Origin of the sequence: Stappia indica (genome assembly GCF_001696535.1) — a bacterium.
GTDB lineage: Bacteria > Pseudomonadota > Alphaproteobacteria > Rhizobiales > Stappiaceae > Stappia > Stappia indica.
In genome coordinates this window covers 1,275,335-1,296,837 of sequence record NZ_MBQE01000001.1, presented here as the reverse complement: position 1 = coordinate 1,296,837, position 21,503 = coordinate 1,275,335, and the positions used below count along the sequence as shown (strand labels likewise).

General features: G+C 68.0%; 23 protein-coding genes. 7 read left to right on the top strand and 16 right to left on the bottom strand.

Annotated features, from left to right (window positions below; translation table 11 throughout):
* Window positions 1-24 precede the first annotated feature (24 nt).
* From BBX35_RS06160 to BBX35_RS06145, 4 genes are all read right to left on the bottom strand, one after another.
* A complete protein-coding gene (locus tag BBX35_RS06160; RefSeq protein WP_067217225.1) occupies window positions 25-1,134 on the bottom strand; it encodes an S-(hydroxymethyl)glutathione dehydrogenase/class III alcohol dehydrogenase in 1,110 nt (369 codons plus the stop codon).
* 120 nt (window positions 1,135-1,254) lie between these two features.
* A complete protein-coding gene (locus tag BBX35_RS06155) occupies window positions 1,255-1,797 on the bottom strand; it encodes a dihydrofolate reductase (RefSeq protein ID WP_067217223.1) in 543 nt (180 codons plus the stop codon).
* A 121-nt stretch (window positions 1,798-1,918) separates the two neighbouring features.
* Entirely contained in the window at window positions 1,919-2,938 is a 1,020-nt protein-coding gene (gene ilvC / locus BBX35_RS06150) for a ketol-acid reductoisomerase (protein ID WP_067217220.1), read from the bottom strand.
* A gap of 54 nt (window positions 2,939-2,992) precedes the next feature.
* Window positions 2,993-3,646, bottom strand: coding sequence for a TetR/AcrR family transcriptional regulator (locus BBX35_RS06145; protein ID WP_067217217.1), 654 nt, complete (start codon window positions 3,644-3,646; stop codon window positions 2,993-2,995).
* Between the two features lie 382 nt (window positions 3,647-4,028).
* Between BBX35_RS06145 and BBX35_RS06140 the strand changes: the two genes are divergently transcribed.
* The 4 genes from BBX35_RS06140 to BBX35_RS06125 all read left to right on the top strand — a co-directional run bounded on the left by BBX35_RS06140 (window position 4,029) and on the right by BBX35_RS06125 (window position 7,041).
* Complete coding sequence (locus tag BBX35_RS06140) at window positions 4,029-5,000, top strand: matrixin family metalloprotease (RefSeq protein ID WP_141687821.1); 972 nt, start codon at window positions 4,029-4,031, stop codon at window positions 4,998-5,000.
* 197 nt (window positions 5,001-5,197) lie between these two features.
* The gene (locus BBX35_RS06135; protein WP_141687820.1) at window positions 5,198-5,827 is read left to right on the top strand and encodes a PRC-barrel domain-containing protein; all 630 of its coding nucleotides are present in this window, start codon (window positions 5,198-5,200) and stop codon (window positions 5,825-5,827) included.
* Between the two features lie 192 nt (window positions 5,828-6,019).
* Window positions 6,020-6,589, top strand: a complete 570-nt coding sequence (locus BBX35_RS06130; RefSeq protein ID WP_067217209.1) for a DJ-1/PfpI family protein — start codon at window positions 6,020-6,022, stop codon at window positions 6,587-6,589.
* A gap of 89 nt (window positions 6,590-6,678) precedes the next feature.
* The gene (locus tag BBX35_RS06125; protein ID WP_067217206.1) at window positions 6,679-7,041 is read left to right on the top strand and encodes a ribbon-helix-helix domain-containing protein; all 363 of its coding nucleotides are present in this window, start codon (window positions 6,679-6,681) and stop codon (window positions 7,039-7,041) included.
* Window positions 7,042-7,063: 22 nt separating this feature from the next.
* On the opposite strand, the gene BBX35_RS06120 is transcribed toward BBX35_RS06125, so the two are convergent.
* Window positions 7,064-7,981: a PhzF family phenazine biosynthesis protein gene (locus BBX35_RS06120; protein ID WP_067217204.1), complete on the bottom strand. Its 918-nt coding sequence runs from the start codon at window positions 7,979-7,981 to the stop codon at window positions 7,064-7,066.
* Between the two features lie 207 nt (window positions 7,982-8,188).
* On the opposite strand from BBX35_RS06120, the gene BBX35_RS06115 reads away from it, so the two are divergent.
* Both BBX35_RS06115 and trhO read left to right on the top strand, forming a co-directional pair.
* A complete protein-coding gene (locus BBX35_RS06115; RefSeq protein ID WP_067217202.1) occupies window positions 8,189-8,902 on the top strand; it encodes an SDR family NAD(P)-dependent oxidoreductase in 714 nt (237 codons plus the stop codon).
* Window positions 8,903-8,989: 87 nt separating this feature from the next.
* Window positions 8,990-9,781: an oxygen-dependent tRNA uridine(34) hydroxylase TrhO gene (trhO, locus tag BBX35_RS06110; RefSeq protein WP_067217199.1), complete on the top strand. Its 792-nt coding sequence runs from the start codon at window positions 8,990-8,992 to the stop codon at window positions 9,779-9,781.
* Here trhO and BBX35_RS06105 read toward each other — a convergent pair.
* The 3 genes from BBX35_RS06105 to BBX35_RS06095 form a co-directional block, all read right to left on the bottom strand.
* Window positions 9,771-10,652, bottom strand: a complete 882-nt coding sequence (locus tag BBX35_RS06105) for an SMP-30/gluconolactonase/LRE family protein (protein ID WP_067217197.1) — start codon at window positions 10,650-10,652, stop codon at window positions 9,771-9,773. The two genes, trhO and BBX35_RS06105, sit on opposite strands and share 11 nt — an antisense overlap.
* A gap of 97 nt (window positions 10,653-10,749) precedes the next feature.
* Window positions 10,750-11,229: a response regulator gene (locus tag BBX35_RS06100; protein ID WP_083206039.1), complete on the bottom strand. Its 480-nt coding sequence runs from the start codon at window positions 11,227-11,229 to the stop codon at window positions 10,750-10,752.
* A 154-nt stretch (window positions 11,230-11,383) separates the two neighbouring features.
* Entirely contained in the window at window positions 11,384-11,884 is a 501-nt protein-coding gene (locus BBX35_RS06095; RefSeq protein WP_067217190.1) for an Lrp/AsnC family transcriptional regulator, read from the bottom strand.
* 137 nt (window positions 11,885-12,021) lie between these two features.
* Here BBX35_RS06095 and ald point away from each other — a divergent pair, with 137 nt between their 5' ends.
* Window positions 12,022-13,158, top strand: a complete 1,137-nt coding sequence (ald, locus tag BBX35_RS06090) for an alanine dehydrogenase (RefSeq protein ID WP_067217187.1) — start codon at window positions 12,022-12,024, stop codon at window positions 13,156-13,158.
* 89 nt (window positions 13,159-13,247) lie between these two features.
* Here ald and BBX35_RS06085 read toward each other — a convergent pair whose 3' ends face one another.
* From BBX35_RS06085 to zwf, 8 genes are all read right to left on the bottom strand, one after another.
* Window positions 13,248-13,517 (bottom strand): glycine zipper domain-containing protein, encoded by a 270-nt coding sequence (locus BBX35_RS06085; protein ID WP_067217184.1) that lies wholly within the window; start codon window positions 13,515-13,517, stop codon window positions 13,248-13,250.
* Between the two features lie 127 nt (window positions 13,518-13,644).
* Complete coding sequence (locus BBX35_RS06080; RefSeq protein WP_067217178.1) at window positions 13,645-13,914, bottom strand: glycine zipper domain-containing protein; 270 nt, start codon at window positions 13,912-13,914, stop codon at window positions 13,645-13,647.
* A gap of 202 nt (window positions 13,915-14,116) precedes the next feature.
* Window positions 14,117-15,742, bottom strand: coding sequence for a glucose-6-phosphate isomerase (gene pgi, locus BBX35_RS06075; protein ID WP_067217175.1), 1,626 nt, complete (start codon window positions 15,740-15,742; stop codon window positions 14,117-14,119).
* A 52-nt stretch (window positions 15,743-15,794) separates the two neighbouring features.
* On the bottom strand, window positions 15,795-16,721 hold the full coding sequence (locus BBX35_RS06070) for a calcium/sodium antiporter (RefSeq protein ID WP_067217172.1): 927 nt from the start codon (window positions 16,719-16,721) through the stop codon (window positions 15,795-15,797).
* 144 nt (window positions 16,722-16,865) lie between these two features.
* The gene (locus BBX35_RS06065; RefSeq protein ID WP_067217170.1) at window positions 16,866-17,186 is read right to left on the bottom strand and encodes a hypothetical protein; all 321 of its coding nucleotides are present in this window, start codon (window positions 17,184-17,186) and stop codon (window positions 16,866-16,868) included.
* Window positions 17,187-17,333: 147 nt separating this feature from the next.
* Complete coding sequence (eda, locus tag BBX35_RS06060; protein ID WP_067217167.1) at window positions 17,334-17,978, bottom strand: bifunctional 4-hydroxy-2-oxoglutarate aldolase/2-dehydro-3-deoxy-phosphogluconate aldolase; 645 nt, start codon at window positions 17,976-17,978, stop codon at window positions 17,334-17,336.
* 27 nt (window positions 17,979-18,005) lie between these two features.
* Complete coding sequence (gene edd, locus BBX35_RS06055; RefSeq protein WP_067217164.1) at window positions 18,006-19,841, bottom strand: phosphogluconate dehydratase; 1,836 nt, start codon at window positions 19,839-19,841, stop codon at window positions 18,006-18,008.
* 178 nt (window positions 19,842-20,019) lie between these two features.
* Window positions 20,020-21,492, bottom strand: a complete 1,473-nt coding sequence (gene zwf / locus BBX35_RS06050) for a glucose-6-phosphate dehydrogenase (RefSeq protein ID WP_067217161.1) — start codon at window positions 21,490-21,492, stop codon at window positions 20,020-20,022.
* Window positions 21,493-21,503 lie beyond the last annotated feature (11 nt).

Here is a 21,503-nt window from a genome sequence, read left to right as displayed (position 1 = left end):
AGGCAGTCCCCCGGCCCGCCTTGGTCAGAACGTTACGACGGAGCGGATCGACTTGCCTTCATGCATCAGGTCGAAGGCCTTGTTGATCTCGTCGAGCGGCATGGTGTGCGTGATCATGCTGTCGATCTCGATCTTGCCGTCCATGTACCAGTCGACGATCTTCGGCACGTCGGTCCGGCCGCGTGCGCCGCCGAAGGCCGAGCCGCGCCAGGAGCGGCCCGTGACCAGCTGGAACGGACGGGTGGAGATCTCTTGACCGGCGCCGGCGACGCCGATGATGACGGATTCGCCCCAGCCCTTGTGAGCGCATTCGAGCGCCTGGCGCATGGTGTCGGGACGGCCGATGCACTCGAAGGAATAATCCGCGCCGCCCTTGGTGAGGTCGACGAGATAGGGCACGAGATCGCCCTCGACTTCCCGCGGATTGACGAAATGGGTCATGCCATAGCGCTCGGCCATGGCCTTCTTGTCGGGGTTGATGTCGACGCCGACGATCATGTTGGCGCCGACGAGGCGGGCACCCTGGATGACGTTGAGGCCGATACCGCCGAGGCCGAAGACCACGACATTGGAGCCCGGCTCGACCTTGGCCGTGTTGATCACCGCGCCGATGCCGGTGGTGACGCCGCAGCCGATGTAGCAGATCTTGTCGAAAGGCGCGTCGGGACGGACCTTGGCGAGCGCGATCTCAGGCAGCACCGTGTAGTTGGCGAAGGTCGAGGTGCCCATGTAGTGGAAGATCTTCTCGCCGCCGATGGAGAAGCGCGAGGAACCGTCCGGCATCACGCCCGCACCCTGCGTGGAGCGGATCTTCTGGCAGAGATTGGTCTTCGGGTTGAGGCAGTATTCGCACTCGCGGCACTCGGGCGTGTAGAGCGGAATGACGTGGTCGCCCGGCTTCAGCGAGGTGACGCCCTTGCCGACCTCGACGACGACGCCCGCGCCCTCATGGCCGAGAATGGCCGGGAACAGGCCTTCGGGATCGTCGCCCGACAGGGTGAAGGCATCGGTGTGGCACACGCCGGTCGCCTTGATCTCGACCAGCACCTCGAAGGCGCGCGGGCCCTCGACCTGCACCGTTTCGATCGAGAGCGGCTGGCCGGCCTTGAAGGCGACTGCAGCACGTACGTCCATGGGAAAACCTCCGGCTAAAGGACGATTGGAGAGGGGGGAATCCGGTTTCGCCCCGCTTTGGAGAGCGATCCTAGGAAATTGGGCCGGCGGACGAAAGGCCCGAGGCGACAATCAGATGTCTCAGCGCGACGGCGCCTGTGTACATAGGTCCTGTGTACAGCGGCGATAGGTCAGGAAGGTGACGTCGGCCGTATCCTTCTCCCCGCGCGGCGGCGTCTCGCTGGCGACTTGCGTCCACAGCTGCGGGTCGATCTTCGGAAACAGCGTGTCGCCATCGGGCGTCGCATGCACGCGGGTGATCTCCAGCCGGTCGGCCATCGGCAGGGCGGCGGCGTAGATCGTGCCGCCGCCGATGACCATCACCGCATCGGTTCCCGCCTCGCCGGCAAGCGCGAAGGCCTCGTCGAGCGAGCCGGCGCGCACAGCGCCCTCATGCGTCCAGCCCGCATCGCGGGTGACGACGATGTTGCGGCGGCCGGGCAGCGGGCGGCCGATGGACTCGAAGGTCTTGCGGCCCATCACGACGGGGTGGCCGAGCGTCAGGCGCTTGAAGCGCTTCAGGTCGGTGGAGAGCTTCCAGGGCATGTCGCCATCCGAGCCGATGACGTCGTTCTCGCCGACGGCGGCGATCAGCACGATCTCGGGTCTTGCGGATGCGGTCATCTCTGGCTCCTGGCGGGTGGTCGTTGGCGCCTCTAGTAGCGCCGCCGGCCGCAAAAGAAAACGGCCCGCGGGTGCGGGCCGTCTCCGTTTCGCTCAGAACGCGCGGGAAAGCGCGTGCGGATCAGTTGCGCTCCTTGTCGACCAGGGCGCCCTTCTTGATCCACGGCATCATGCCGCGCAGCTTCTCGCCGACTTCCTCGATCTGGTGGGAATCGTTGAGGCGGCGGGTCGCCTTGAAGCGGGCCTGGCCGCCCTTGCATTCCTGCATCCACTCCGAGGTGAACTTGCCGGTCTGGATGTCGGTCAGGATGCGCTTCATCTCGGCCTTGGTCTCCGAGGTCACGACGCGCGGACCGGACATGTACTCACCCCACTCGGCGGTGTTCGAGATGGAGTAGTTCATGTTGGCGATGCCGCCCTCGTAGATGAGGTCGACGATGAGCTTCACCTCGTGGAGGCACTCGAAATAGGCCATCTCCGGAGCGTAGCCGGCCTCGACCAGCGTCTCGAAGCCGGCGCGGATCAGCTCGACCAGACCGCCGCACAGGACTGCCTGCTCGCCGAACAGGTCGGTTTCGCACTCTTCCTTGAAGGTGGTCTCGATGATGCCCGAACGGCCGCCGCCGACGCCGCAGGCATAGGCCAGGCCGAGGTCGAGGGCATTGCCCGAAGCGTCCTGGTGGACGGCGACCAGGCACGGCACGCCGCCGCCCTTCTCGAACTCGCCGCGGACGGTGTGGCCCGGGCCCTTCGGCGCGACCATGAGGACGTCGACGGTCGACTTGGCCTCGATCAGGCCGAAATGCACGTTCAGGCCGTGGGCGAAGGCGATCGCAGCGCCGTCACGGATGTTGGCGGCGATGTGGTCGCGGTAGATGTCGGCCTGCAGCTCGTCCGGGGTGGCCATCATCATCAGGTCGGCCCAGCCGGCCGCCTCGGCGACGCTCATGACCTTGAGACCGTCGGCCTCGACCTTTTTGGCGGTAGTGGAGCCGGGACGCAGGGCCACGACGATGTCCTTGACGCCGCTGTCCTTGAGGTTCAGCGCATGGGCGCGGCCCTGGCTGCCATAGCCGATGACGGCGACCTTCTTGGACTTGATGAGGTTGAGGTCGGCATCGCGATCATAATAAACGCGCATCTGGTTTCTCCCGTTTGGCGTTTGGATTGGACCGGGAAACGCTCCCGGCCGGGGTCAGCTCCGTCCCGCAGCTGCGCTGTTGCGCATGCGGGGCGGATGAAGGGTGATGAACTGGTCAACGGCGCGGCGCGCCTGACCGGCGAAATCGGCATCCTCGCCCACCGGCGGCTGGCCGAGCAGCCAGCGGCCATGAGCATCGCGGATGATGAGACCGTAAAGCGTGCGGTAGGCGTCCGTCGCATCGTCGAAGTCGACATGGCCCTGGTCGCGCCCGGCCTCCAGCAGGGTGCGCGCACGGGTGGCGATGCGCTCGCGGCCGCGCTCCAGCAGCAGGCGGCCGAGCGGGGCGCCGTGGCGACTGGCATGGGCGATGGCGATCCGGTTGAGCGCCAGCGAGGTGTCGCCGGCCAGCACCGTCAAGAGGTCCTCGGCAAAGGTCGCGAGGCGGCTGCGGAACTCGGCAAGATCGAGCGCGCCGGCGCTCTCGCTCGGCACGCGGACCTTGGCGGCCTGGTGGGCGACGATGGCGGCGAGCAACCCGTCGCGGTCGCCGAACCAGCGGTAGAGGCTTTCCTTGGAGCAATTCGCGGCCCGCGCAACGGCCGCCGTGGTCAGCGCCTTCTCGCCGCCGTCGACGACAAGCCGCAGCGCCGAGGCAAGGACCTCGTTCTGGCGCGGCGTGAAATCGCTGTCGGGGACGGGGGGCATGGCGGGCAAGGTCTGCGGATCTGAGCGAGGGGGCGGGCGCTGCCGTGAGGCAGGTTTCCGCTTGCGGTAATTTCAGTACCGTACGGTACGGTTCGGCCGGCACACTCGCGCGGATGCCGGCCCGCGTCAAGGGAAAAGGCAGGCTTTCGAACAGCGTCGGCAATGCCGCAGTGCGAAGCGCCAGCCGCGGGTCGCGGCCCGCGGCAGGGCCGTTGCAGAAAAGACACGCCGGGAGGACGATCCGTCGCAGGGGGCGCGTAGCCCTTGCCGACGCAGGGGAAACGGGCGCAGGCTGTCATTACTGACCAGGGTGTTCCGGGGTGCTTTGCGGAAAAACGGGTTCGGCGCAGCTGAGGTTTGCGCTAGGGTCCCGGCCTGCAGATTGACGGTCCCCGACATCCGGCACTGGATGACGCCCGGCGCCACGCCGGCCAGCGAGAGCGAGGACCCGCTGCATGATCTTCGGTGGAACTCCGATCTACGGGCCAAGCTCGCTTTGACTTACGCGACGATCTCCTCTTCCGTTTTCGCCCTGGCGCTTGCAGCCGTTCTGGCCTTGCCGGTGCCTGTTGCCGACGCCGCGGGCCCGCAGGCTCCGGCCCTCGGCGCCCGGAAGCTCCAACCCGCTCCGCGGATCAAGGCCCGGCTGCCGCTGGCGCGCCTGTTCACGCCGCTCCGGCTCGAAGGTTCCATCCTCAAGTGGGGCGAGCCGCGGGTGGGAACGCCCGCGCGCGTGACCTATGCCTTTGCCGAGGGGCCGGTCAGCCGCCCCGATGCGCGCAACTGCCGCGAGATGCAGGGCCTCGACCGGCTGGTGAAAGCCTCCGGCGAGACGGCGCAGGCGATCCGCGCGGAGGCGGCCGCCGCCTTCCGCATGTGGAGCGAGGTGAGCGGCCTGGTCTTCGAGGAGATCGCCGATACGGACGCCGCCAACATCCTGCTCGGCGCCCAGGCGATGCCGCGCGGCTATGCCTTCACCAATGTGGATTTCGCCCGCGAGGATGCGCCGGGCCTTATGGAGGCCGGCGGGTCCGACGGGCGCGGGCTGAACCTGCCCATCACCGCCAACGGAGAGGGCGCTCGGACCGCGCCGGTCGCCGCGCGCATTGCGCCGATCACCCGCTCGGCCATCTGCCTCAATCCGGGCCACGACTGGAAGATCGGCTTCGACGGCAACCTTGCGGCTTACGACCTGCGCTACACGTTCGCGCATGAGATCGGCCACGCCATCGGCCTCGACCATCACCTGAAGGGCCTGTCGATCATGCACTTCAAGTATAGTGAAATCTTCCAAGGTCTTCAGCCGGCGGATATTTCCGGTGTCCAGTGGCTTTACGGTCGTCCCCAGCGCTGAAACCTGCCATCCTCTTGCCGGGATCGTCGTGTAAGAGGCCGGCATTCAAAATTATTAAACGACTGTTTTTGAAAGATTTGGCGCTTTCTTGCAAAGCCCGAAAAAGATCAAGATCGATTCCTATCTCTGGTTGAGCGTCCCACCCCGCTGCCATTCCGGCGTTCAGGGCTGCGGACCCAACCAGGGAGACGATGATGATGAAGACGCTTCTTGCGACGACTGCAACGCTCGCAATCCTGTCGATGGGCCCGGTCTGGGCCCAGTCGGCGACGGAGCCGAGGGTCGACGAACCCCTCATCGAGGAAACGGCACCGGGCGCGGCCATGCCGGCCGACGAGGCGCCTGAGACCGGCTCCGCGCCGAGCGAGGCGCCGGCCGGGATGCCGCGGGCCGATGCCCCGATGGCCGGCGAGGCGACCGCCACCGCCAGCTTCATCGGCGAGCAGCAGGACGGCAACTGGCTGACCAGCAGCCTGATCGGTCTCGACGTCACCAATCCGGAAGGCGAGACGCTGGGCAAGGTGGCCGCGCTGGAGATCGCGCCCGACGGCCAGGTGGTCTCCGTGGTGATTGAGGCCGGCGGCTTCCTCGGCATGGGCGCGCGTCAGGTGGCCGTTCCCTACGAGGCCGTGCAGCATGTGACGGTGACGCCGGGCGAGCACCAGCTGATCCTGGCCGCCACGGCGGAGGATCTGGAGACGGCGCCGGACTTCGTCACGCGGGTGCAGAAGCGCCAGGAAGAGGATGCGGTGCGCGTCCAGCAGGAGATGGGAGCCGGCCAGCCGGCGGTGGTCGATCCCGCCAACCCGCCGGGCGCTGCGCAGTAAGTCTCGGCGACCTGCCGTGCGGCAACGGGCTGCGGTACGCTGCGGCCCGTTCGCCTGTTCGCCTTCCGTCCGGCCACCTGTAGTAGCGACCTAATACCCGTTGGCCTTGCGGGCTTGCTAGGGTTCGGGCGGCTCGAAAGACCGGCCGGAGCGGCGAGCGTTGCCGGCCGAACGGCAAGGGAGGACTGCAGCATGGCCGCGAAGAAGATCCTGATGATCACCGGCGATTTCACCGAGGACTACGAGACGATGGTGCCGTTCCAGACCCTGCTTGCGGTCGGGCACGAGGTGCATGCGGTGTGCCCCGGCAAGAAGGCGGGACAGACGGTCGCAACGTCCATCCACGACTTCGAGGGCGACCAGACCTACAGCGAGAAGCGCGGCCACAATTTCGCGCTCAATGCCACCTTCGCCGACATCGACCCTGCCGACTATGACGCGCTGGTGATCCCCGGCGGCCGGGCGCCGGAATATCTGCGGCTGGATGCGCAGGTGATCTCGGCGGTGCGGCACTTCTTCGAGGCGGGCAAGCCGGTCGCCGCGATCTGTCACGGGGCACAGCTGCTGGCGGCGGCCCGGGTGATCGAGGGGCGGACGGTCTCGGCCTATCCGGCCTGCCGCCCGGAGGTGGAGCTGGCCGGCGGCACCTACGCGGACATCGCCATCGACGGGGCGGTGACCGACGGCAAGCTGGTCACGGCGCCGGCATGGCCGGCCCATCCGGCGTGGCTGTCGCAGTTCATGAGCGTGCTGGCCGCCTGAGCGCCTGCGAACCGCCGACCGTCCGCGGGGCTTGCGGCCGCGCGCGGACGGTCGCAAGCTCCGCAGCACATGCCGCAGGGAGGATGCTCATGTGCAAGCTGTTCATCGAGGCCGACCCGGCCTTGTGGGAGAGCACCACCAGATCCTTGAGGATCGACAGGATGGTCACCAGCGTGCGGCTGGAGACCTTCTTCTGGACGGTGCTGGAAGAGATCGCGACCCGCGACGGGATGAACCTGGTGCAGTTGATCACCCGGCTGCATCACGAATCCATCGAGGCCGGCCACGACCTCGGCAACTTCGCCTCATTCCTGCGGGTCTGCTGCGGGCGCTACCTTGCGCTGCAGTTGAGCGGCGACATCCCGCGCGACCTGTCGACCCCGATCTCCACGCTCGACAGCCCGCGCATTCTCGACCGGGAACGGGAACGGGACCGCGAGCGGCTGCACTGAGCGTGCCGCAGCCGGCGGCGGGTTACAGGTAGAGTTCGCCCTTGGAGACGATCACCGCCTGGCCGCCGATGCGCACTGCCTTCAGCGCGCTGGCCGTCACGTCGATTTCCAGGTCGATCATCGAGGGGCGGCCCATGTCGAAGCCCTGCTCGATCCGCAGGTAGTGGGTTCCGTCCGTCAGCTTGTCGAAATGGCGAATGACGCCCGAGAAGGCGGCGGCGGCCGAGCCGGTGGCGGGGTCTTCGCCGATGCCCATATGGGGGGCGAACATGCGGGCCGCGAACGTGCTGTCCTGCGAATTGGTCTGGCGGCAATAGAGATAGGCGCCCATTTCCCCGCGGCGGCCGAAGGCTTCCTCCCAGTGGCGCTGGACCGGCGAGACGCGCGACAGCGCATCGAGGCTCGCAACCGGCACGAAGGCGAAGGGCACGCCTGCCTCGAAGGCGCAAGGGCGGTGGTTCTCGAAGCCGATCTCGTTCGGCTCCAGGCCGACGGCAGCGGCGATGATCTCGCGGTCGCCCAATGGGTCGCAGGGGCGGGGCAGGCGCGGAATGTCGAACTCGGCAAAACCGGCGGCACCGTTTTTCAGCACCACGCCGCAGCGCACGTTGCCGACCGTCTCCTCCAGCACGACCATGGCGTTGCGGTCGGCATCGGACTCCATGTCGCCGAAGCGCTCCTTGGCCAGCAGGATCGCCGTGCCGACGGTCGGGTGTCCGGCAAAGGGCAGCTCGCGCGCCGGGGTGAAGATGCGCAGCCGTGCCGAGTGGGCCGGATTTTCCGGTGGCAGGACGAAGACGGTTTCCGACAGGTTGAACTCGCGGGCGATGGCCTGCATGCGTGCGTCCGTCAGGCCTTCCGCATCCAGCACGACGGCCAGCGGATTGCCGGCAAGCGCCTGGTTGGTGAAGACGTCGAGGACGAAGAAACGTCGAGGCATCGTAAGGTTTCCCTGCTGGACGGTGGCGTCGTTTCGTCTTGCCGGACTTCGCGTTGCGCCGGATCGGCCGGCGACGGGGCAGACTGTGGCACGGTCGGGCGCCGCTTGCCAACCGGCCAGTGAAGCAGCGCTCGCTGCCAGGCTAACGCTTCGTTAACTGCTCGGGTTTCGACAAAACCGCCGCGCCCGCTTTAGCGTAAGCCCGGCATGACCAGCGAACTCACCAGTTTCCCTCACGGCGGCATTGCCGTGGTTGCCGGCGCGAGCGGGGGCATCGGCTCGGCCCTGGTGCGCCTGATCGAGGCAAGCGGACGCTTCGACGCGGTGGAAGGGCTGGCGCGCAGCCGCTCTCCCGCCTTCGATCTCGAAGACGAGGAGAGCATTGCCGCCGCGGCGGCGCGCATCGGCGCCATGGGGCCATTGCGGCTCTTCGTCGATGCCACCGGCCTTTTGAGCGACGCGCGGATGCAGCCGGAAAAGGCGCTGCGCCAGATCGACCCGGCGGCCATGGAGCGCTCCTTCCGCGTCAACGCCATCGGCCCGGCGCTGATGATCAAGCATTTCGCGCCGGTGTTTCCGCGCGAAGGCAAGAGCGTGTTCGCGACGCTGTCGGCCAAGGTCGGCAGCATCGGCGACAACCGGCTCGGCGGATGGATCAGCTACCGGGCATCGAAGGCGGCGCTCAACCAGATCGTCCGCACCGCGTCGATCGAGCTCGCCCGCCGGCAACCGGATCTGGTGCTGCTGGCACTGCATCCGGGTACGGTGGATACGGGTCTCTCGCGGCCCTTCGCCCGCACCGGCCTCACCGTTCGCACGCCCGACGCGGCCGCACACCTGCTGCTTGCGGTGATCGATGCCGCGGGACGCGAGGAGAGCGGCGCGTTCCTCTCCCATGACGGGGAAAGGCTGCCCTGGTAGGGCGAAGTCCGCATGTTGCCAGCGGGGAAGCGGCAAGTGTAGAAGGCTCGGCAGGCCGAGACCTTTGCCGACGAGCGCCCTGCCACAATGACCGACACCCGCATTTCCGCCTTCTATCACTTCGCGTCCCTGCCGGACTTCGAGGCGCTGCGCCAGCCGCTGCTGGAGACGGCCGAGGCGGCGGGCGTGCGCGGGTCGATCCTGCTGGCGAGCGAGGGCGTCAACGGCACCATCGCGGGAACCGAGGCGGGCATCGCGCAGGTGTTGGCTTGGCTGCGGTCCGATCCGCGCCTTTCGGACCTGCGCGAAAAGGCCTCCTGGGCCGAGCGCATTCCCTTCGCCCGGCTCAAGGTGCGGCTGAAGCGGGAGATCGTCAGCCTCGGCGTTGCGGGCATCGATCCGACGCGGCAGGTCGGCTCCTATGTGGCGCCGCAGGACTGGAACGCGCTGATCAGCGATCCGGACGTTCTCGTGATCGACACGCGCAACGACTACGAGGTCGCCTTCGGCACGTTCGAGGGGGCGAGTTCGCCCGATACCCGCTCGTTCCGGGCGTTCCCAGACTGGCTGCGCCAGCAGCGGGAGGAGGCGTCGGCTCCGCGCAAGGTGGCGATGTTCTGCACCGGCGGCATCCGCTGCGAAAAGGCGACGGCGCTGCTGCTCTCGGAAGGCTTCGAGGAGGTCTATCACCTCGACGGCGGCATCCTGAACTATCTGGAAAAGGTGCCGCAGGAGGAAAGCCTGTGGCGCGGCGACTGCTTCGTCTTCGACGAGCGGATCGCCGTCGACCACACGCTGCGCCCGACCTGGGGACGCAATGCGCCGGACGAGGCCTTGCCCGTGCTGCCGCGCGACATCGCGGACGCGGCTAAAGACTGAACCGCCATCCCGGCAGTCCGGTCGCGCCCGGCTTCAGGGTGAACAGGCGGCCGGAGTCCGGATATTCGGCCAGCAGCTCCGGCGCCGTATGCGGGCGCAGGCTCGTCACCACCAGCTCGTCCAGCGCAGGACCGCAGAAGCAGGGCATGGTCGGGCGCGGCACCGGCATCGGGATCGCCTCGATCAGCGCGCCGTCCGGGGCGAAGCAGTTGAGTACGCCGGCCGAAACGCCCGCCGACCAGTAGCGCCCCTGCGCATCCACTGTGCCGCCGTCGGGGCGCCCGGTTTCATTGGTCAACTGCGCGAACAGGCGCCGGCCGGAGATCGTGCCGGTCGCCGCGTCGAAATCCCAGGCCTCGATATGTCCGGGCCGGCTGTCGGCATGATAGAGCACCGTCCCGTCCGGCGACCAGGCGAGCCCGTTGGAGACGGTCACGCCCTCCACAAGGCGCGTCGTGGTGCCGTCGCGGGCGACCCGGTAGAGCGCGCCGATGGGCTGGCGGTCGGGACGGTCGTCCATGGTGCCGACATAGAAGGCGCCGTCCGGGCCGACCTTGCCGTCGTTGAGACGGGTGCGCGGATCGTTCGCCTCGATCTCGGCCAGCGGTTCGATGACCCCGTTCGACAGGGTGAAGAGCACGACCCGGTCGCGCAAGGCGACGACGAGCCGGTCCTCGTCCTGCGTCAGGCCCAGCGAGCCGACGACATTCGGCAGGGTCCAGTGCCGTTCCTTGCGGGTCTCCCAGTCGATCGCATGGATGCGCATGCCGAGGATGTCGCACCAATAGAGGCGGCCCGACCGCTCGTCCCAGGTCGGTCCTTCGGCGAGCTCGCAGCGGGTGTCGCTGAGACGGGAAATCGCGTGGGCCATGGGTTCTCCTCGGGATCCTGGAACGAGGATCCTGTTGTCGACCGACAGGCGCGCGCAATCAAGGCCTTGCCGACGGGATGGCGGGATCGGCGCAGGGTCAGGCCTGTGCCTTGTTGCCGCGCGGCATCGGGGTGCGGCGCGCCAGGACCGTCCGGAAGATGCCGGCGGCGAGGCGGGCGATGCTGTCCATGGAGTCCGGCTTGGTGAAGACCGCATCCGCCCCGGCCGCAAGGGCGCGCTCGGCGATCTCCTTGTCGTCGGCGGTCGAGAGGATGAGGATCGGCGTTCCATCGAGACAGCGGCGCGCCCGAAGCGAGGCCAGGACATCGAGCCCGGTCAGGCCCGGCATGTTCATGTCCAGCAGAATGGCATCCGGCAGCGGCGCGCCCGTCGCCAGCGCACGCTCGATCTGCGCCAGCGCGTCGGCCCCGTCGGCTGCGGCGATCAGCGACAGTTCCTCCGGGTTGGGCGAGGCGCGATGAAGCAGGTGTCCGAACATCCAAAGATCGTCGGGATCGTCGTCGACGATCATCAACGTCAAACCGGAGCCGCTTGCAGACGCCGGGAGTGCGTTCATAGCTGGACTGCCAAGGCGATAACTCGCGAGATTTTCGGAACTGTCGGTCAGTCTATCAGCAAAACCGACAGGGGGCCATAAAGTCGGCTGCCGACCTTTTGGGCAGGAGCGACAGGGGGCCTTCCGAAAATCTGCAGTTCGGGGCGGTTTCCGCTCAGCGGTCGTCGTCTTCCGGCAGCGGATAGGCGGTGCTGCGGGTGATGGTGCGGATCGCGAAGGACGAGCGCATGCGCGAGACGCCGGGCAGGCGGGCGAGATGGTCCCGGTGAATGCGTTCGAAATCCGTGGGATCGGCGGCGGTGATGCGCAGCAGGTAGTCGGCATCGCCCGCCATCAGGTGGCATTCCATGATCTCCGGCGACCGTGCGACCGCCTGCTCGAAACGCGTGAGAACGTCGTTCGACTGTGAGGTCAGCGAGATCTCGACAAAGATGTTCATGCGCCGGCCGATGCGGGCCTGATCCAGCAGGGCGACGTAGCGGTCGATGACGCCGCTTTCCTCCAGCATGCGCACCCGGCGCAGGCAGGCCGAGGCGGACAGGCCGACAGCCTCGGCAAGGTCGGCATTGGCGATGCGCCCGTCGACCTGCAGCAGGGCAAGGATGTGCCGGTCGATCCGGTCCAGTCTTGCGGTTTCATTCGAATATTGTTTCATGATTTGCCGATTTTGCGCCGTGATATTGCGCAGATTGTGAAGAGCGAGGCGACAAAGCAAGCAAATTCGACGCGGTTTGCCGTAGAGTTTCCGATCATGCCGGCCGCATGGCGGCCGAGTTCAGGAGGAGGTTCGAAATGCGCGTCGGTGTCCCGAAGGAAATCAAGAACCACGAGTATCGCGTTGGCCTGACCCCGGACAGTGTCCGGGAACTTGTGGCCAACGGCCATGACGTGCTGGTCGAGACCGGCGCCGGCCAGGGCATCGGTGCGGACGATGCCGTGTACGAGGCCGCCGGTGCCTCGATCGCCGCGACCCCGGCCGAGGTCTTCGAAGCCTCCACGATGATCGTCAAGGTCAAGGAGCCGCAGGCCTCCGAGCGGGCCATGCTGCGGCCCGACCACCTGCTCTTCACCTATCTCCACCTTGCCCCGGATGCGCCGCAGACGGCCGACCTCGTCAAATCCGGTGCGACCTGCATCGCCTACGAGACGGTCACCGATGCGCGCGGCGGGCTGCCGCTGCTCTCGCCGATGTCGCAGGTTGCCGGACGCCTGTCGGTGCAGGCGGGTGCGACCGCGCTGGAGCGTGCCCATGGCGGCGCCGGCGTCCTGCTCGGCGGCGTGCCGGGCGTTGCCCCTGCCAAGGTGGTGGTGATCGGCGGCGGCGTCGTCGGTGCCCACGCCATCACCATGGCGCTGGGCCTTGGCGCCGACGTCACGGTTCTCGACCGCTCCATCGACGTGCTGGGCGGCCTGTCGGCGCGCTTCGGCGCTGCTCTGCGCACGGTCTATTCGACCCGCTCGGCAGTGGAACAGTACGTGCTGGAGGCCGATCTGGTGATCGGCGCGGTGCTGGTTCCGGGCGCTGCGGCGCCCAAGCTGGTCACGGCCGACCATGTTCGCCGCATGCAGGCGGGCTCGGTGCTGGTGGACGTTGCCATCGACCAGGGCGGCTGTTTCGAGACCTCGCATGCGACGACCCATGCCGAGCCGACCTATGTGGTCGACGGCGTGGTGCATTATTGCGTCGCCAACATGCCGGGCGCGGTGCCGCGCACCTCGACCTATGCGCTGAACAACGCAACGCTCCCCTTCACCCTGGCGCTGGCCAACAACGGCTACCGCAAGGCGCTGGCGGACAATCCGCATCTGATGAACGGGCTGAACGTCCATGCCGGGCAGGTGACCTGCGAGGCGGTCGCGACCGCGCTCGGCTACGACTATGTCGCGCCGGCCAAGGCGCTGGGCAAGGCGACGGCCGCCGCCGCCTGATCTCGGCGCCGGGGTTTCCCGAGTTCAAACGAAAACAGCCGGCCAGGGTGACCTGGCCGGCTGTTGTGCCTGTGAAGGATGGCTTTCGCTTACCGGCAGGCGACCCGGTAGGCACGGCCGTAGCGGTCGTAGTCGACGCAGTTCTTCGGGGTGGTGGCCGCACCGACCACTGCACCGCCGGCTGCGCCGATCGCACCGCCGACGAGCGCGCCGCCGACATCGCCGGTCGTCGCAGCGCCGATGGCTGCGCCGGTGGCAGCACCGAGACCGCCGCCGACGAGAGCGCGGTCGGACTGGCTGTCGGACTGACAGGCGGCAAGAAGCAGGGCGGTCGCCGAAACGATCACGAGTTTATGCATGAAATTCGCCTCCGATTGGTTGGCCGGTCTGCACTTCTTTCGAAGTGCATGCGCCACCGCAACGGTTGGCCGGAGCGTCCGTTGCGGCGGTCAGGCATGTCCCTCTCGGGCAGGCGATTGTCGACCCTTACGGGCAGGCAACCCGATAACGGCGGCCGTAGCGGTCGCGTGCGATGCAGTTCTTCGGTGTCGTGGCCGAACCGACCATGGCACCACCCACACCGCCGATGACACCGCCAACCAGCGCGCCGCCGACATCACCCGTCGCCGCCGCACCGATCACTGCACCCGTTGCGGCGCCGAGGCCGCCGCCGACCAGCGCACGATCGCGCTGACTGTCGGACTGGCACGCCGCCAGCAGAAGCGCAGCTGCGCCCACAAGAACAATCCTGACCATCCTATAACTCCTCACGTGTCCACATGGTTCCGGCGAATGTCGCCTTCCGGTAGGCGCCGCGGAAGGGAGAAGGCGAACCGTCCCTCCGTTGCCTCCTATCTGAGCACCAAAACCTTGCGCAGTCTAGCGGCTGACTGAGCCGAAGCTGTGACGCAGATCATCGATCGGCGTTCTTGGCCAAGGGGCGGTTAACGACCCGATATCAACGGCTTCGCAGCCGGTCGAGCAGCCCGAGCGTGGAACTGTCGCGCCCCTCGGCCGGCTCGCGGCCGTCGAGCATGGGCAGCAGCTCGTTGGCCAGCACCTTGCCGAGCTCGACGCCCCACTGGTCGAAGGAATTGATGTTCCAGATCGCGCCTTCCACGAACACGCGGTGCTCGTAAAGGGCGATGAGGCGGCCGAGCGCGCGCGGCGTCAGCCGGTCGTGGACGATGGTCAGCGAGGGCCGGTTGCCGGGGAAAACCTTGTGCGGGGCGAGCCGCGCGATCTCGGCGGCCGACTTGCCTTCGCCGGCGAGCAGCGCTTTGGCCTCCTCGCGCGTGCGCCCGTTCATCAAAGCTTCCGACTGGGCGAGGCAGTTGGCGACCAGCAGCGCGTGATGATGGGCAAGCTCCGGCTCGTGCCCGTTTGCGGCGACGATGAACTCGCACGGGATCACGTCCGTGCCCTGGTGCAGCAGCTGGTAGAAGGCGTGCTGGCCGTTGGTGCCGGGCTCCCCCCAGACGAGCGGGCCGGTGGCGCAGTCGACCGGCTCGCCCGACAGCGTCACGCGCTTGCCGTTCGATTCCATGTCGAGCTGCTGGAGATATGCCGGCAGGCGCGCCAGGCGCTGGTCGTAGGGCAGGATGGCACGGGCGGGAAAGCCGCAGAAGTTGCGGTGCCAGATGCCGGCAAGCCCCAGCAGGACGGGAAGGTTCTCCGTCGCCTCGGCTTCCAGGAAATGCCGGTCGAGGGCGTGGGCGCCTTCGAGAAACTGCGCAAAGCCCTCCGGGCCGATGGCGATCATCACCGGCAGGCCGATGGCCGACCAGACCGAATAGCGCCCGCCGACCCAGTCCCAGAAGCCGAAGACGCGCGCCGGATCGATGCCGAAGGCGCCGACCTTGTCCAGCGCGGTGGAAACGGCGGCGAAATGCGCGCCGACGGCACTCTCTCCCAGCGCCTTGACGATCCACTGCCGCGCGGTGCGGGCATTGGTCATGGTCTCGATGGTGGTGAAGGTCTTGGAGGCGACGATGACCAGCGTCGCGCGCGGGTCGAGGCCTTTCAGCGTGTCGGCGATATGGGCGCCGTCGACATTGGAGACGTAATGCAGGCGCGGCCCGTCGGCGAAGGGGGAGAGGGCGGCGGTGACCATTGCGGGCCCGAGATCCGAGCCGCCGATGCCGATATTGATCACGTCCGTGAAGGGGCGCCCGGCGGCGGAGAGGATAGAGCCGTCGCGAATGCCGTTCGCGAAGGCGTCCATCTGCGCCAGCGTTTCGCGCACGCCCGGCATCACGTCGCGGCCGTCGACGAGGACGGGGGCCTCGCCCCGGTTGCGCAGGGCGACATGCAGGACCGCGCGAGCCTCGGTTTCGTTGATCGCCTCGCCGGCAAACATCGCCGCGCGGCGGTCTTCCATGCCGCGCTCGCGGGCGAAGGCGGCAAGGCCCGCGATCGTGTCGCGGTCCCAGTGCATCTTCGACAGGTCCAGCAGCATGTCCTCGAAACCGAAGGACAGCGCGTCGAAGCGGCCGGGATCTTCGGCGAAGAGGCGGCGAAGGCTGGTCGCACGGAACGCCTCCGCCTTCTGCTTCAGGTCTTGCGGGAACGCAGGGCCGTTCATGGCTGTACTCCTCGTCGTGGTAGGGGTGGTGCCGCCACGACCGGGCCGTGCGTCAGACGAACAGCACGGTACAGTACCAGCCGTAGGCGGCAAGAAGGGCCAGCCCCGCCCATTGCGGCACGCGGCGCAGGACCGTCAGCAGCACCGCGATGGCAAGGCTGACGACGACCATCACCGGGATGTCGAAGGCCGCCATCTGTGGTGCCACGGGAACCGGGGTAATGGCGGCGGTCAGGCCCAGAATACCGAGAATGTTGAAAATGTTCGACCCGACGACGTTGCCGACGGCGATTTCTGGCTGGCGCTTGAACGCGGCGACCACCGAGGTGGCGAGTTCCGGCAGGCTGGTGCCGACGGCAACGATGGTGAGGCCGATGACCGCATCCGAGATGCCCATGCCGCGGGCAAGGCTCGTCGCTCCGTCGACAAGGAAGTCCGCGCCGAAGACCAGCGCGGCAAGGCCGGCGGCAATGAAGCCGAGCATCTGCCAGAGTGCCATCGAGGACCCGCTGTCGGCATCCTCCGCGCCCTGCGCGCGGCCACGAATGGCGCCGTAGACCAGATAGGCGGCGAGCAGCGCCAGGAAGAGCAGCCCGTGCCAGCCGGCGACCCGCCCGCCCATGGCGACAAGCGCCAGCAGGCCGGCGCTGGCCAGCATCACGACCAGATCGCGGCCGATGCCTGGCAGGCGCGTGGGAAGCGGTGCGACCAGCAGGGCGAGCCCGAGGATCAGCAGGATGTTGGCGGTGTTCGAGCCGACGACATTGCCGACGGCGATGTCGGGCAGGCCGGCGAAGGCGGCGTTCAGCGAGACCAGCAGTTCCGGCATGGAGGTGCCGAAGCCGACGATGGTCAGGCCGATCAGCAGCGGGGGAACGCAGAGGCGGGCCGCCAGCGCAACCGCGCCGCGCACGAGAAGATCGCCGCCGAAGAACAGGAGAACGAGACCGAGGCCCACAAGGGCGATGTCGATGAGCATGGCAAGTCCGATCCGGGCACTCGCGAGGCGACATCGCCCGTCGAAGCCGTGGCAGGGAGCCGGTTTCAGCAACCGGGAGCGGGCAACCGGGCGTGCCGGCCGGATCGAGCGTCCGGGCGGCGTGCGGTCCTTGCGGGACCGCCGTCATCCGGTTCGGGTCGATCCTTGCGCGGATGGATCGGAAGACAGTGGAAGCAGGTCCAGCTCGCCGCGAATGGCGAGAACAGCCAGGCGCCAGGTGGCGAAGGCGGCGGCCGGCACGACCAGGGCGGACAGGACGATGGCGCTGACCGAGCCGAGCGACATGATGCCGATCAGGGCCCAGAGGAAGCCGAGGGTCATTGCCCAGATTTCGGCGGCAAAGAGCAGCGTTGCGGAGACGACGACGATGAAGAAGGTCAGGCCCGGACGGACTCTCGTCCGGGCTGCAACCGCCGGGGTGGCGGTATCCTGCGACTGTGACATGGATGGATGCCTCATGGGGTGCGGACGAGCGGGTCCGCAGCCAGAAGCAAATGGGAACGGGGAAAATCCCCTTCAAGAGCGGGGAGGAGCAGGCGGCAAGTTTATTTTGCGCCAAGGCCTGCTCCCTTCTTCGTTCGGTGCCGCGGTTCAGGCCGACAGGCGGGCGGCCTGGCGGGCACGCGCTTCGATGCCGTCCCAATCCTCGGCCGCGATCGCATCCGGCCCGGCGATCCAGGAGCCGCCGACGCACACGACATTGGGCAGACCGAGATAGGTCGGGGCGGTCTTCTCGGTGATGCCGCCGGTCGGGCAGAAGCGCGCGGCCGGCAGAGGGGAGGCAAGCGACTTCAGCAGGTTGGCGCCGCCGACAGCCTCGGCCGGGAACAGCTTCAGGCGGGAATAGCCGGCCTCCAGCAGCTTCATCACTTCCGAGGCGGTGGAGCTGCCCGGCAGCAGCGGCACGTCGTGGCCGGATGCGGCCGCCAGCAGCTTGTCGGTCGCGCCGGGCGAGACGACGAAGGTGGCGCCGGCCTCAACGGCCGCCTGGTACTGCGCGGCATCGAGCACGGTGCCGGTGCCGACGAAGGCGCCTTCCACCTCTTTTGCTACGGCGCGGATCGCCTCGAGCGCCTTCGGCGTGCGCAGGGTGATCTCGATCGCCGGCAATCCGCCGCGCACCAGCGCGCGGGCCATCGGCACCGCCTTGGCGGGGTCTTCGACGATCAGCACCGGAATGACCGGGGCCGCCTGCATGATCGTGTCGAGGCGTTTGGTGTTCTGGCTTGAGGCCATGAGGTCAGTCTCCGTGAATGGCATGCGTCAGGCGGCAAACCCGTGATTGCCGAATACGTGGGCGCCCTGGTCGGCCGGGCCGGCAAAGGCGCGGAAGGCGGCGAAGAGGTCGCGGCCGACGCCGTGCTGGTGGGCCGAAAGGTCGGCGGTCGCGGGCGTGCGCGCGGCGAACTCCGCCGCATCCACCAGCACCTCGAGCCGGCCGGCCGGCGCATCGACGCGCAGCAGATCGCCGTCGCGGATGCGGGCGATGGGGCCGCCGTCGACGGCTTCCGGCGTGACGTGGATCGCCGCCGGCACCTTGCCCGAAGCGCCCGACATGCGCCCGTCGGTGACCAGCGCGACCTTGATGCCGCGATCCTGCAGAACGCCGAGCGCCGGCGTCAGCTTGTGCAGTTCCGGCATGCCGCAGGCGCGCGGGCCCTGGAAGGGCAGGACGGCGATGAAGTCGGAGGTGAGCTCTCCCGCCTTGAAGGCGGCCTGCAACGCTTCCTGCGAGGCGAACACGCGGGCGGGGGCCTCGACCACCCGTCGCTCCGGCGCGACAGCGGAGACCTTGATCACCGCGCGGCCGAGATTGCCGTCCAGAACGGTGAGGCCGCCATTCTTCTGGAATGGGTCTGACGCCGTCGACAGGACTTTCGGATCGCCGCTTTCGCGGGTCGCCGGCACCCAGGCAACGCCGCCTTCCTCGGTCAGCCGCGCTTCGCTGGTATAGGCGTCGAGGCCGGTGCCGTTGACCGTGCGCACGTCGCGGTGCAGCAGGCCGGCCACCAGCAGCTCGCCGATCAGGTAGCCCATGCCGCCGGCCGCCTGGAAGTGGTTCACGTCCGCCATCCCGTTCGGATAGATGCGGGCGATCAGCGGGACGGCGTCGGACAGGTCCGAAATGTCGTCCCAGGTCAGGCGGATGCCGGCGGTGGCGGCGATGGCGACCAGGTGCAGGGTGTGGTTGGTAGAGCCACCGGTGGCGTGCAGGCCTACGACGCCGTTGACGATGGCGCGCTCGTCGATCATCTCGCCGACGGGCGTATAGGCATTGCCCAGCGCCGTCAGCGCCAGCGCGCGCTTGGTGGCCTCGCGGGTCAGCGCATCGCGCAGCGGCGTGTTGGGATGGACGAAGCTGGCGCCCGGCAGGTGCAGGCCCATGATCTCCATCAGCATCTGGTTGGAATTGGCGGTGCCGTAGAAGGTGCAGGTGCCCGGCGAGTGGTAGGACTTGCTCTCCGCCTCCAGCAGCTCGGCGCGGCCGATCTTGCCTTCCGCATAGAGCTGGCGGGTCTTGGCCTTCTCGTCGTTGGACATGCCGGTGGGCATCGGGCCGGCGGGCACGAACACCGCCGGCAGATGGCCGAAGGAAAGCGCCCCGATCATCAGGCCGGGAACGATCTTGTCGCAGATGCCGAGGAAGACGGCGGCGTCGAACATCTGGTGCGACAGGCCGATGGCCGTCGACATGGCGATCACGTCGCGGGAAAACAGCGACAGCTCCATGCCGGCCTGGCCTTGCGTGACGCCGTCGCACATCGCCGGAACGCCGGCCGCGACCTGGGCGACCGCACCGACCTCGCGCGCGGCATCGCGGATCAGCTCCGGGAAGCGCTCGTAGGGCTGATGCGCCGACAGCATGTCGTTATAGGCGGTGATGATGCCGAGGTTCGGCACCACGTCGCCGGCCAGCCGCGCCTTGTCGGTGACCCCGCAGGCGGCAAAGCCGTGGGCAAGGTTGCCGCAGGACAGCGTTGAGCGGCGCGGGCCGTTTTCGGCAGCGGCACGGATGCGGTCCAGATACTGGGTGCGGCTGTCACGGCTGCGCTCGACGATGCGCTCGGTCACGGCGGCGATGGTGGAATGAAGGCTCATGGCGGTTTCCGTCCTTTCGGTTGCGGTCTGTCCGGCGGGAGCGAGGCGGATGGCTCGCTTCGGACGACCGGCGATCCTGTTGGACCGGCAGGCGGATGCCTGTTCCGGCACGACGTTTAAATCGATTTAATTATCCATTCAACCGGGATACGCGCGGCATCCCGGCAAGTCCGCTGGTCTAGATCAGGTCCTCGAACCAGGTGCGGCCGTCCCGCTCGATCAGGGCGATGGCCGCCGATGGTCCCCATGTTCCGGACGTGTAGCCCTTGGGCGCTTCCTTCAAGGTCGACCAGGCCTGCAGGATCGGATCGACCCAGGCCCAGGCCGCCTCCACCTCGTCGCGGCGCATGAACAGGGTCTGGTTGCCGCGGATCACGTCCATGATCAGTCGCTCGTAGGCGTCCGGATTGCGCACGGCGAAGGCCTTGGCGAAGGACATGTCGAGCGGCACCTGCCGCAGGCGCATGCCGCCGGGGCCGGGGTCCTTGATCATCACCTGCATGCGCACGCCTTCGTCCGGCTGCAGTCGGATCACCAGTCGGTTCGGCGGGATCGCGCCGGCTTCCTCGCCGAAGATCGAGTGCGGGATCGGGCGGAACTGGACGACGATTTCCGACACGCGGGCGGCAAGGCGCTTGCCGGTGCGCAGGTAGAAGGGCACGTTCGCCCAGCGCCAGTTGGCGATCTCGGCCTTCACCGCGACGAAGGTCTCGGTCTGGGACGCGGGATCGTCGAGCTCTTCCAGATATCCCGGCACCGCGCCGCCGGCGGAGGCGCCGGCCCGGTACTGGCCGCGCACCGTGGTGCGGGCGGCGAGATCGGCATCCATCGGTCTCAGCGCCTTGAGCACCTTCAGCTTCTCGTCGCGCACCGAATCCGCGTCCATCGACTCGGGCGGCTCCATGGCGACCAGGCACAACAGCTGCAGGATGTGGTTCTGCACCATGTCGCGCATCGCCCCGGCGGTGTCGTAATAGCCGGCGCGGCCCTCGACGCCGAGCGCCTCGGCCACCGTGATCTGCACATGGTCGATATGGGCGGCGTTCCACAGCGGCTCGAACAGCGCATTGGCGAAGCGCAGGGCCATCAGGTTCTGCACCGTCTCCTTGCCGAGATAGTGGTCGATGCGGAAGATCTGGTCCTCGCGGAACACCGCGCCGATGGCGGCGTTCACCTTGCGCGCGGATTCGCCGTCCTTGCCGATGGGCTTCTCGATGACGACGCGGGCAAGCTCGGTGGTCAGGCCATGGGCGCCGATGCGCTCGCAGATCGGGCCGAAGAAGTCCGGCGACACCGCGAGGTAGAAGGCGCGCACCACGTCCTCGCGGCCCGCGAGGGCCGAGGCCAGCTCGCTCCAGCCCCGCTCTCCGGCCGCATCGACCGCGACATAGGACAGGCGGTCGATAAAGCGCGACAGCGCTTCGTCCTCGATGTCCGATACGTGCTCGCTGATCGCTTGGCGGGCGAAGTCGCGATAGTCGGCATCCGACATGTCGCGCCGCGAACAGGCGACAATCCGGGCGTCCGCCGGGATCTGCCCGTCGAGATCGCGGTGATAGAGGGCGGGCAGCAGCTTCCTGTGGGCCAGATCGCCGGTAGCTCCGAAGACGATCAGGTCGAACGGGGCGACTTCGATGACGCGCACGGCCATGGCGGTCCTTT

Bases quoted from the DNA above. Each gene is read 5' to 3' on its own strand.
- BBX35_RS06160 (WP_067217225.1), bottom strand. From the start codon at position 1,134: ATGGACGTACGTGCTGCAGTCGCCTTCAAGGCCGGCCAGCCGCTCTCG.
- BBX35_RS06155 (WP_067217223.1), bottom strand. From the start codon at position 1,797: ATGACCGCATCCGCAAGACCCGAGATCGTGCTGATCGCCGCCGTCGGC.
- ilvC (WP_067217220.1), bottom strand. From the start codon at position 2,938: ATGCGCGTTTATTATGATCGCGATGCCGACCTCAACCTCATCAAGTCC.
- BBX35_RS06145 (WP_067217217.1), bottom strand. From the start codon at position 3,646: ATGCCCCCCGTCCCCGACAGCGATTTCACGCCGCGCCAGAACGAGGTC.
- BBX35_RS06135 (WP_141687820.1), top strand. From the start codon at position 5,198: ATGAAGACGCTTCTTGCGACGACTGCAACGCTCGCAATCCTGTCGATG.
- BBX35_RS06130 (WP_067217209.1), top strand. From the start codon at position 6,020: ATGGCCGCGAAGAAGATCCTGATGATCACCGGCGATTTCACCGAGGAC.
- BBX35_RS06125 (WP_067217206.1), top strand. From the start codon at position 6,679: ATGTGCAAGCTGTTCATCGAGGCCGACCCGGCCTTGTGGGAGAGCACC.
- BBX35_RS06120 (WP_067217204.1), bottom strand. From the start codon at position 7,981: ATGCCTCGACGTTTCTTCGTCCTCGACGTCTTCACCAACCAGGCGCTT.
- BBX35_RS06115 (WP_067217202.1), top strand. From the start codon at position 8,189: ATGACCAGCGAACTCACCAGTTTCCCTCACGGCGGCATTGCCGTGGTT.
- trhO (WP_067217199.1), top strand. From the start codon at position 8,990: ATGACCGACACCCGCATTTCCGCCTTCTATCACTTCGCGTCCCTGCCG.
- BBX35_RS06105 (WP_067217197.1), bottom strand. From the start codon at position 10,652: ATGGCCCACGCGATTTCCCGTCTCAGCGACACCCGCTGCGAGCTCGCC.
- BBX35_RS06100 (WP_083206039.1), bottom strand. From the start codon at position 11,229: ATGAACGCACTCCCGGCGTCTGCAAGCGGCTCCGGTTTGACGTTGATG.
- BBX35_RS06095 (WP_067217190.1), bottom strand. From the start codon at position 11,884: ATGAAACAATATTCGAATGAAACCGCAAGACTGGACCGGATCGACCGG.
- ald (WP_067217187.1), top strand. From the start codon at position 12,022: ATGCGCGTCGGTGTCCCGAAGGAAATCAAGAACCACGAGTATCGCGTT.
- BBX35_RS06085 (WP_067217184.1), bottom strand. From the start codon at position 13,517: ATGCATAAACTCGTGATCGTTTCGGCGACCGCCCTGCTTCTTGCCGCC.
- BBX35_RS06080 (WP_067217178.1), bottom strand. From the start codon at position 13,914: ATGGTCAGGATTGTTCTTGTGGGCGCAGCTGCGCTTCTGCTGGCGGCG.
- pgi (WP_067217175.1), bottom strand. From the start codon at position 15,742: ATGAACGGCCCTGCGTTCCCGCAAGACCTGAAGCAGAAGGCGGAGGCG.
- BBX35_RS06070 (WP_067217172.1), bottom strand. From the start codon at position 16,721: ATGCTCATCGACATCGCCCTTGTGGGCCTCGGTCTCGTTCTCCTGTTC.
- BBX35_RS06065 (WP_067217170.1), bottom strand. From the start codon at position 17,186: ATGTCACAGTCGCAGGATACCGCCACCCCGGCGGTTGCAGCCCGGACG.
- eda (WP_067217167.1), bottom strand. From the start codon at position 17,978: ATGGCCTCAAGCCAGAACACCAAACGCCTCGACACGATCATGCAGGCG.
- edd (WP_067217164.1), bottom strand. From the start codon at position 19,841: ATGAGCCTTCATTCCACCATCGCCGCCGTGACCGAGCGCATCGTCGAG.
- zwf (WP_067217161.1), bottom strand. From the start codon at position 21,492: ATGGCCGTGCGCGTCATCGAAGTCGCCCCGTTCGACCTGATCGTCTTC.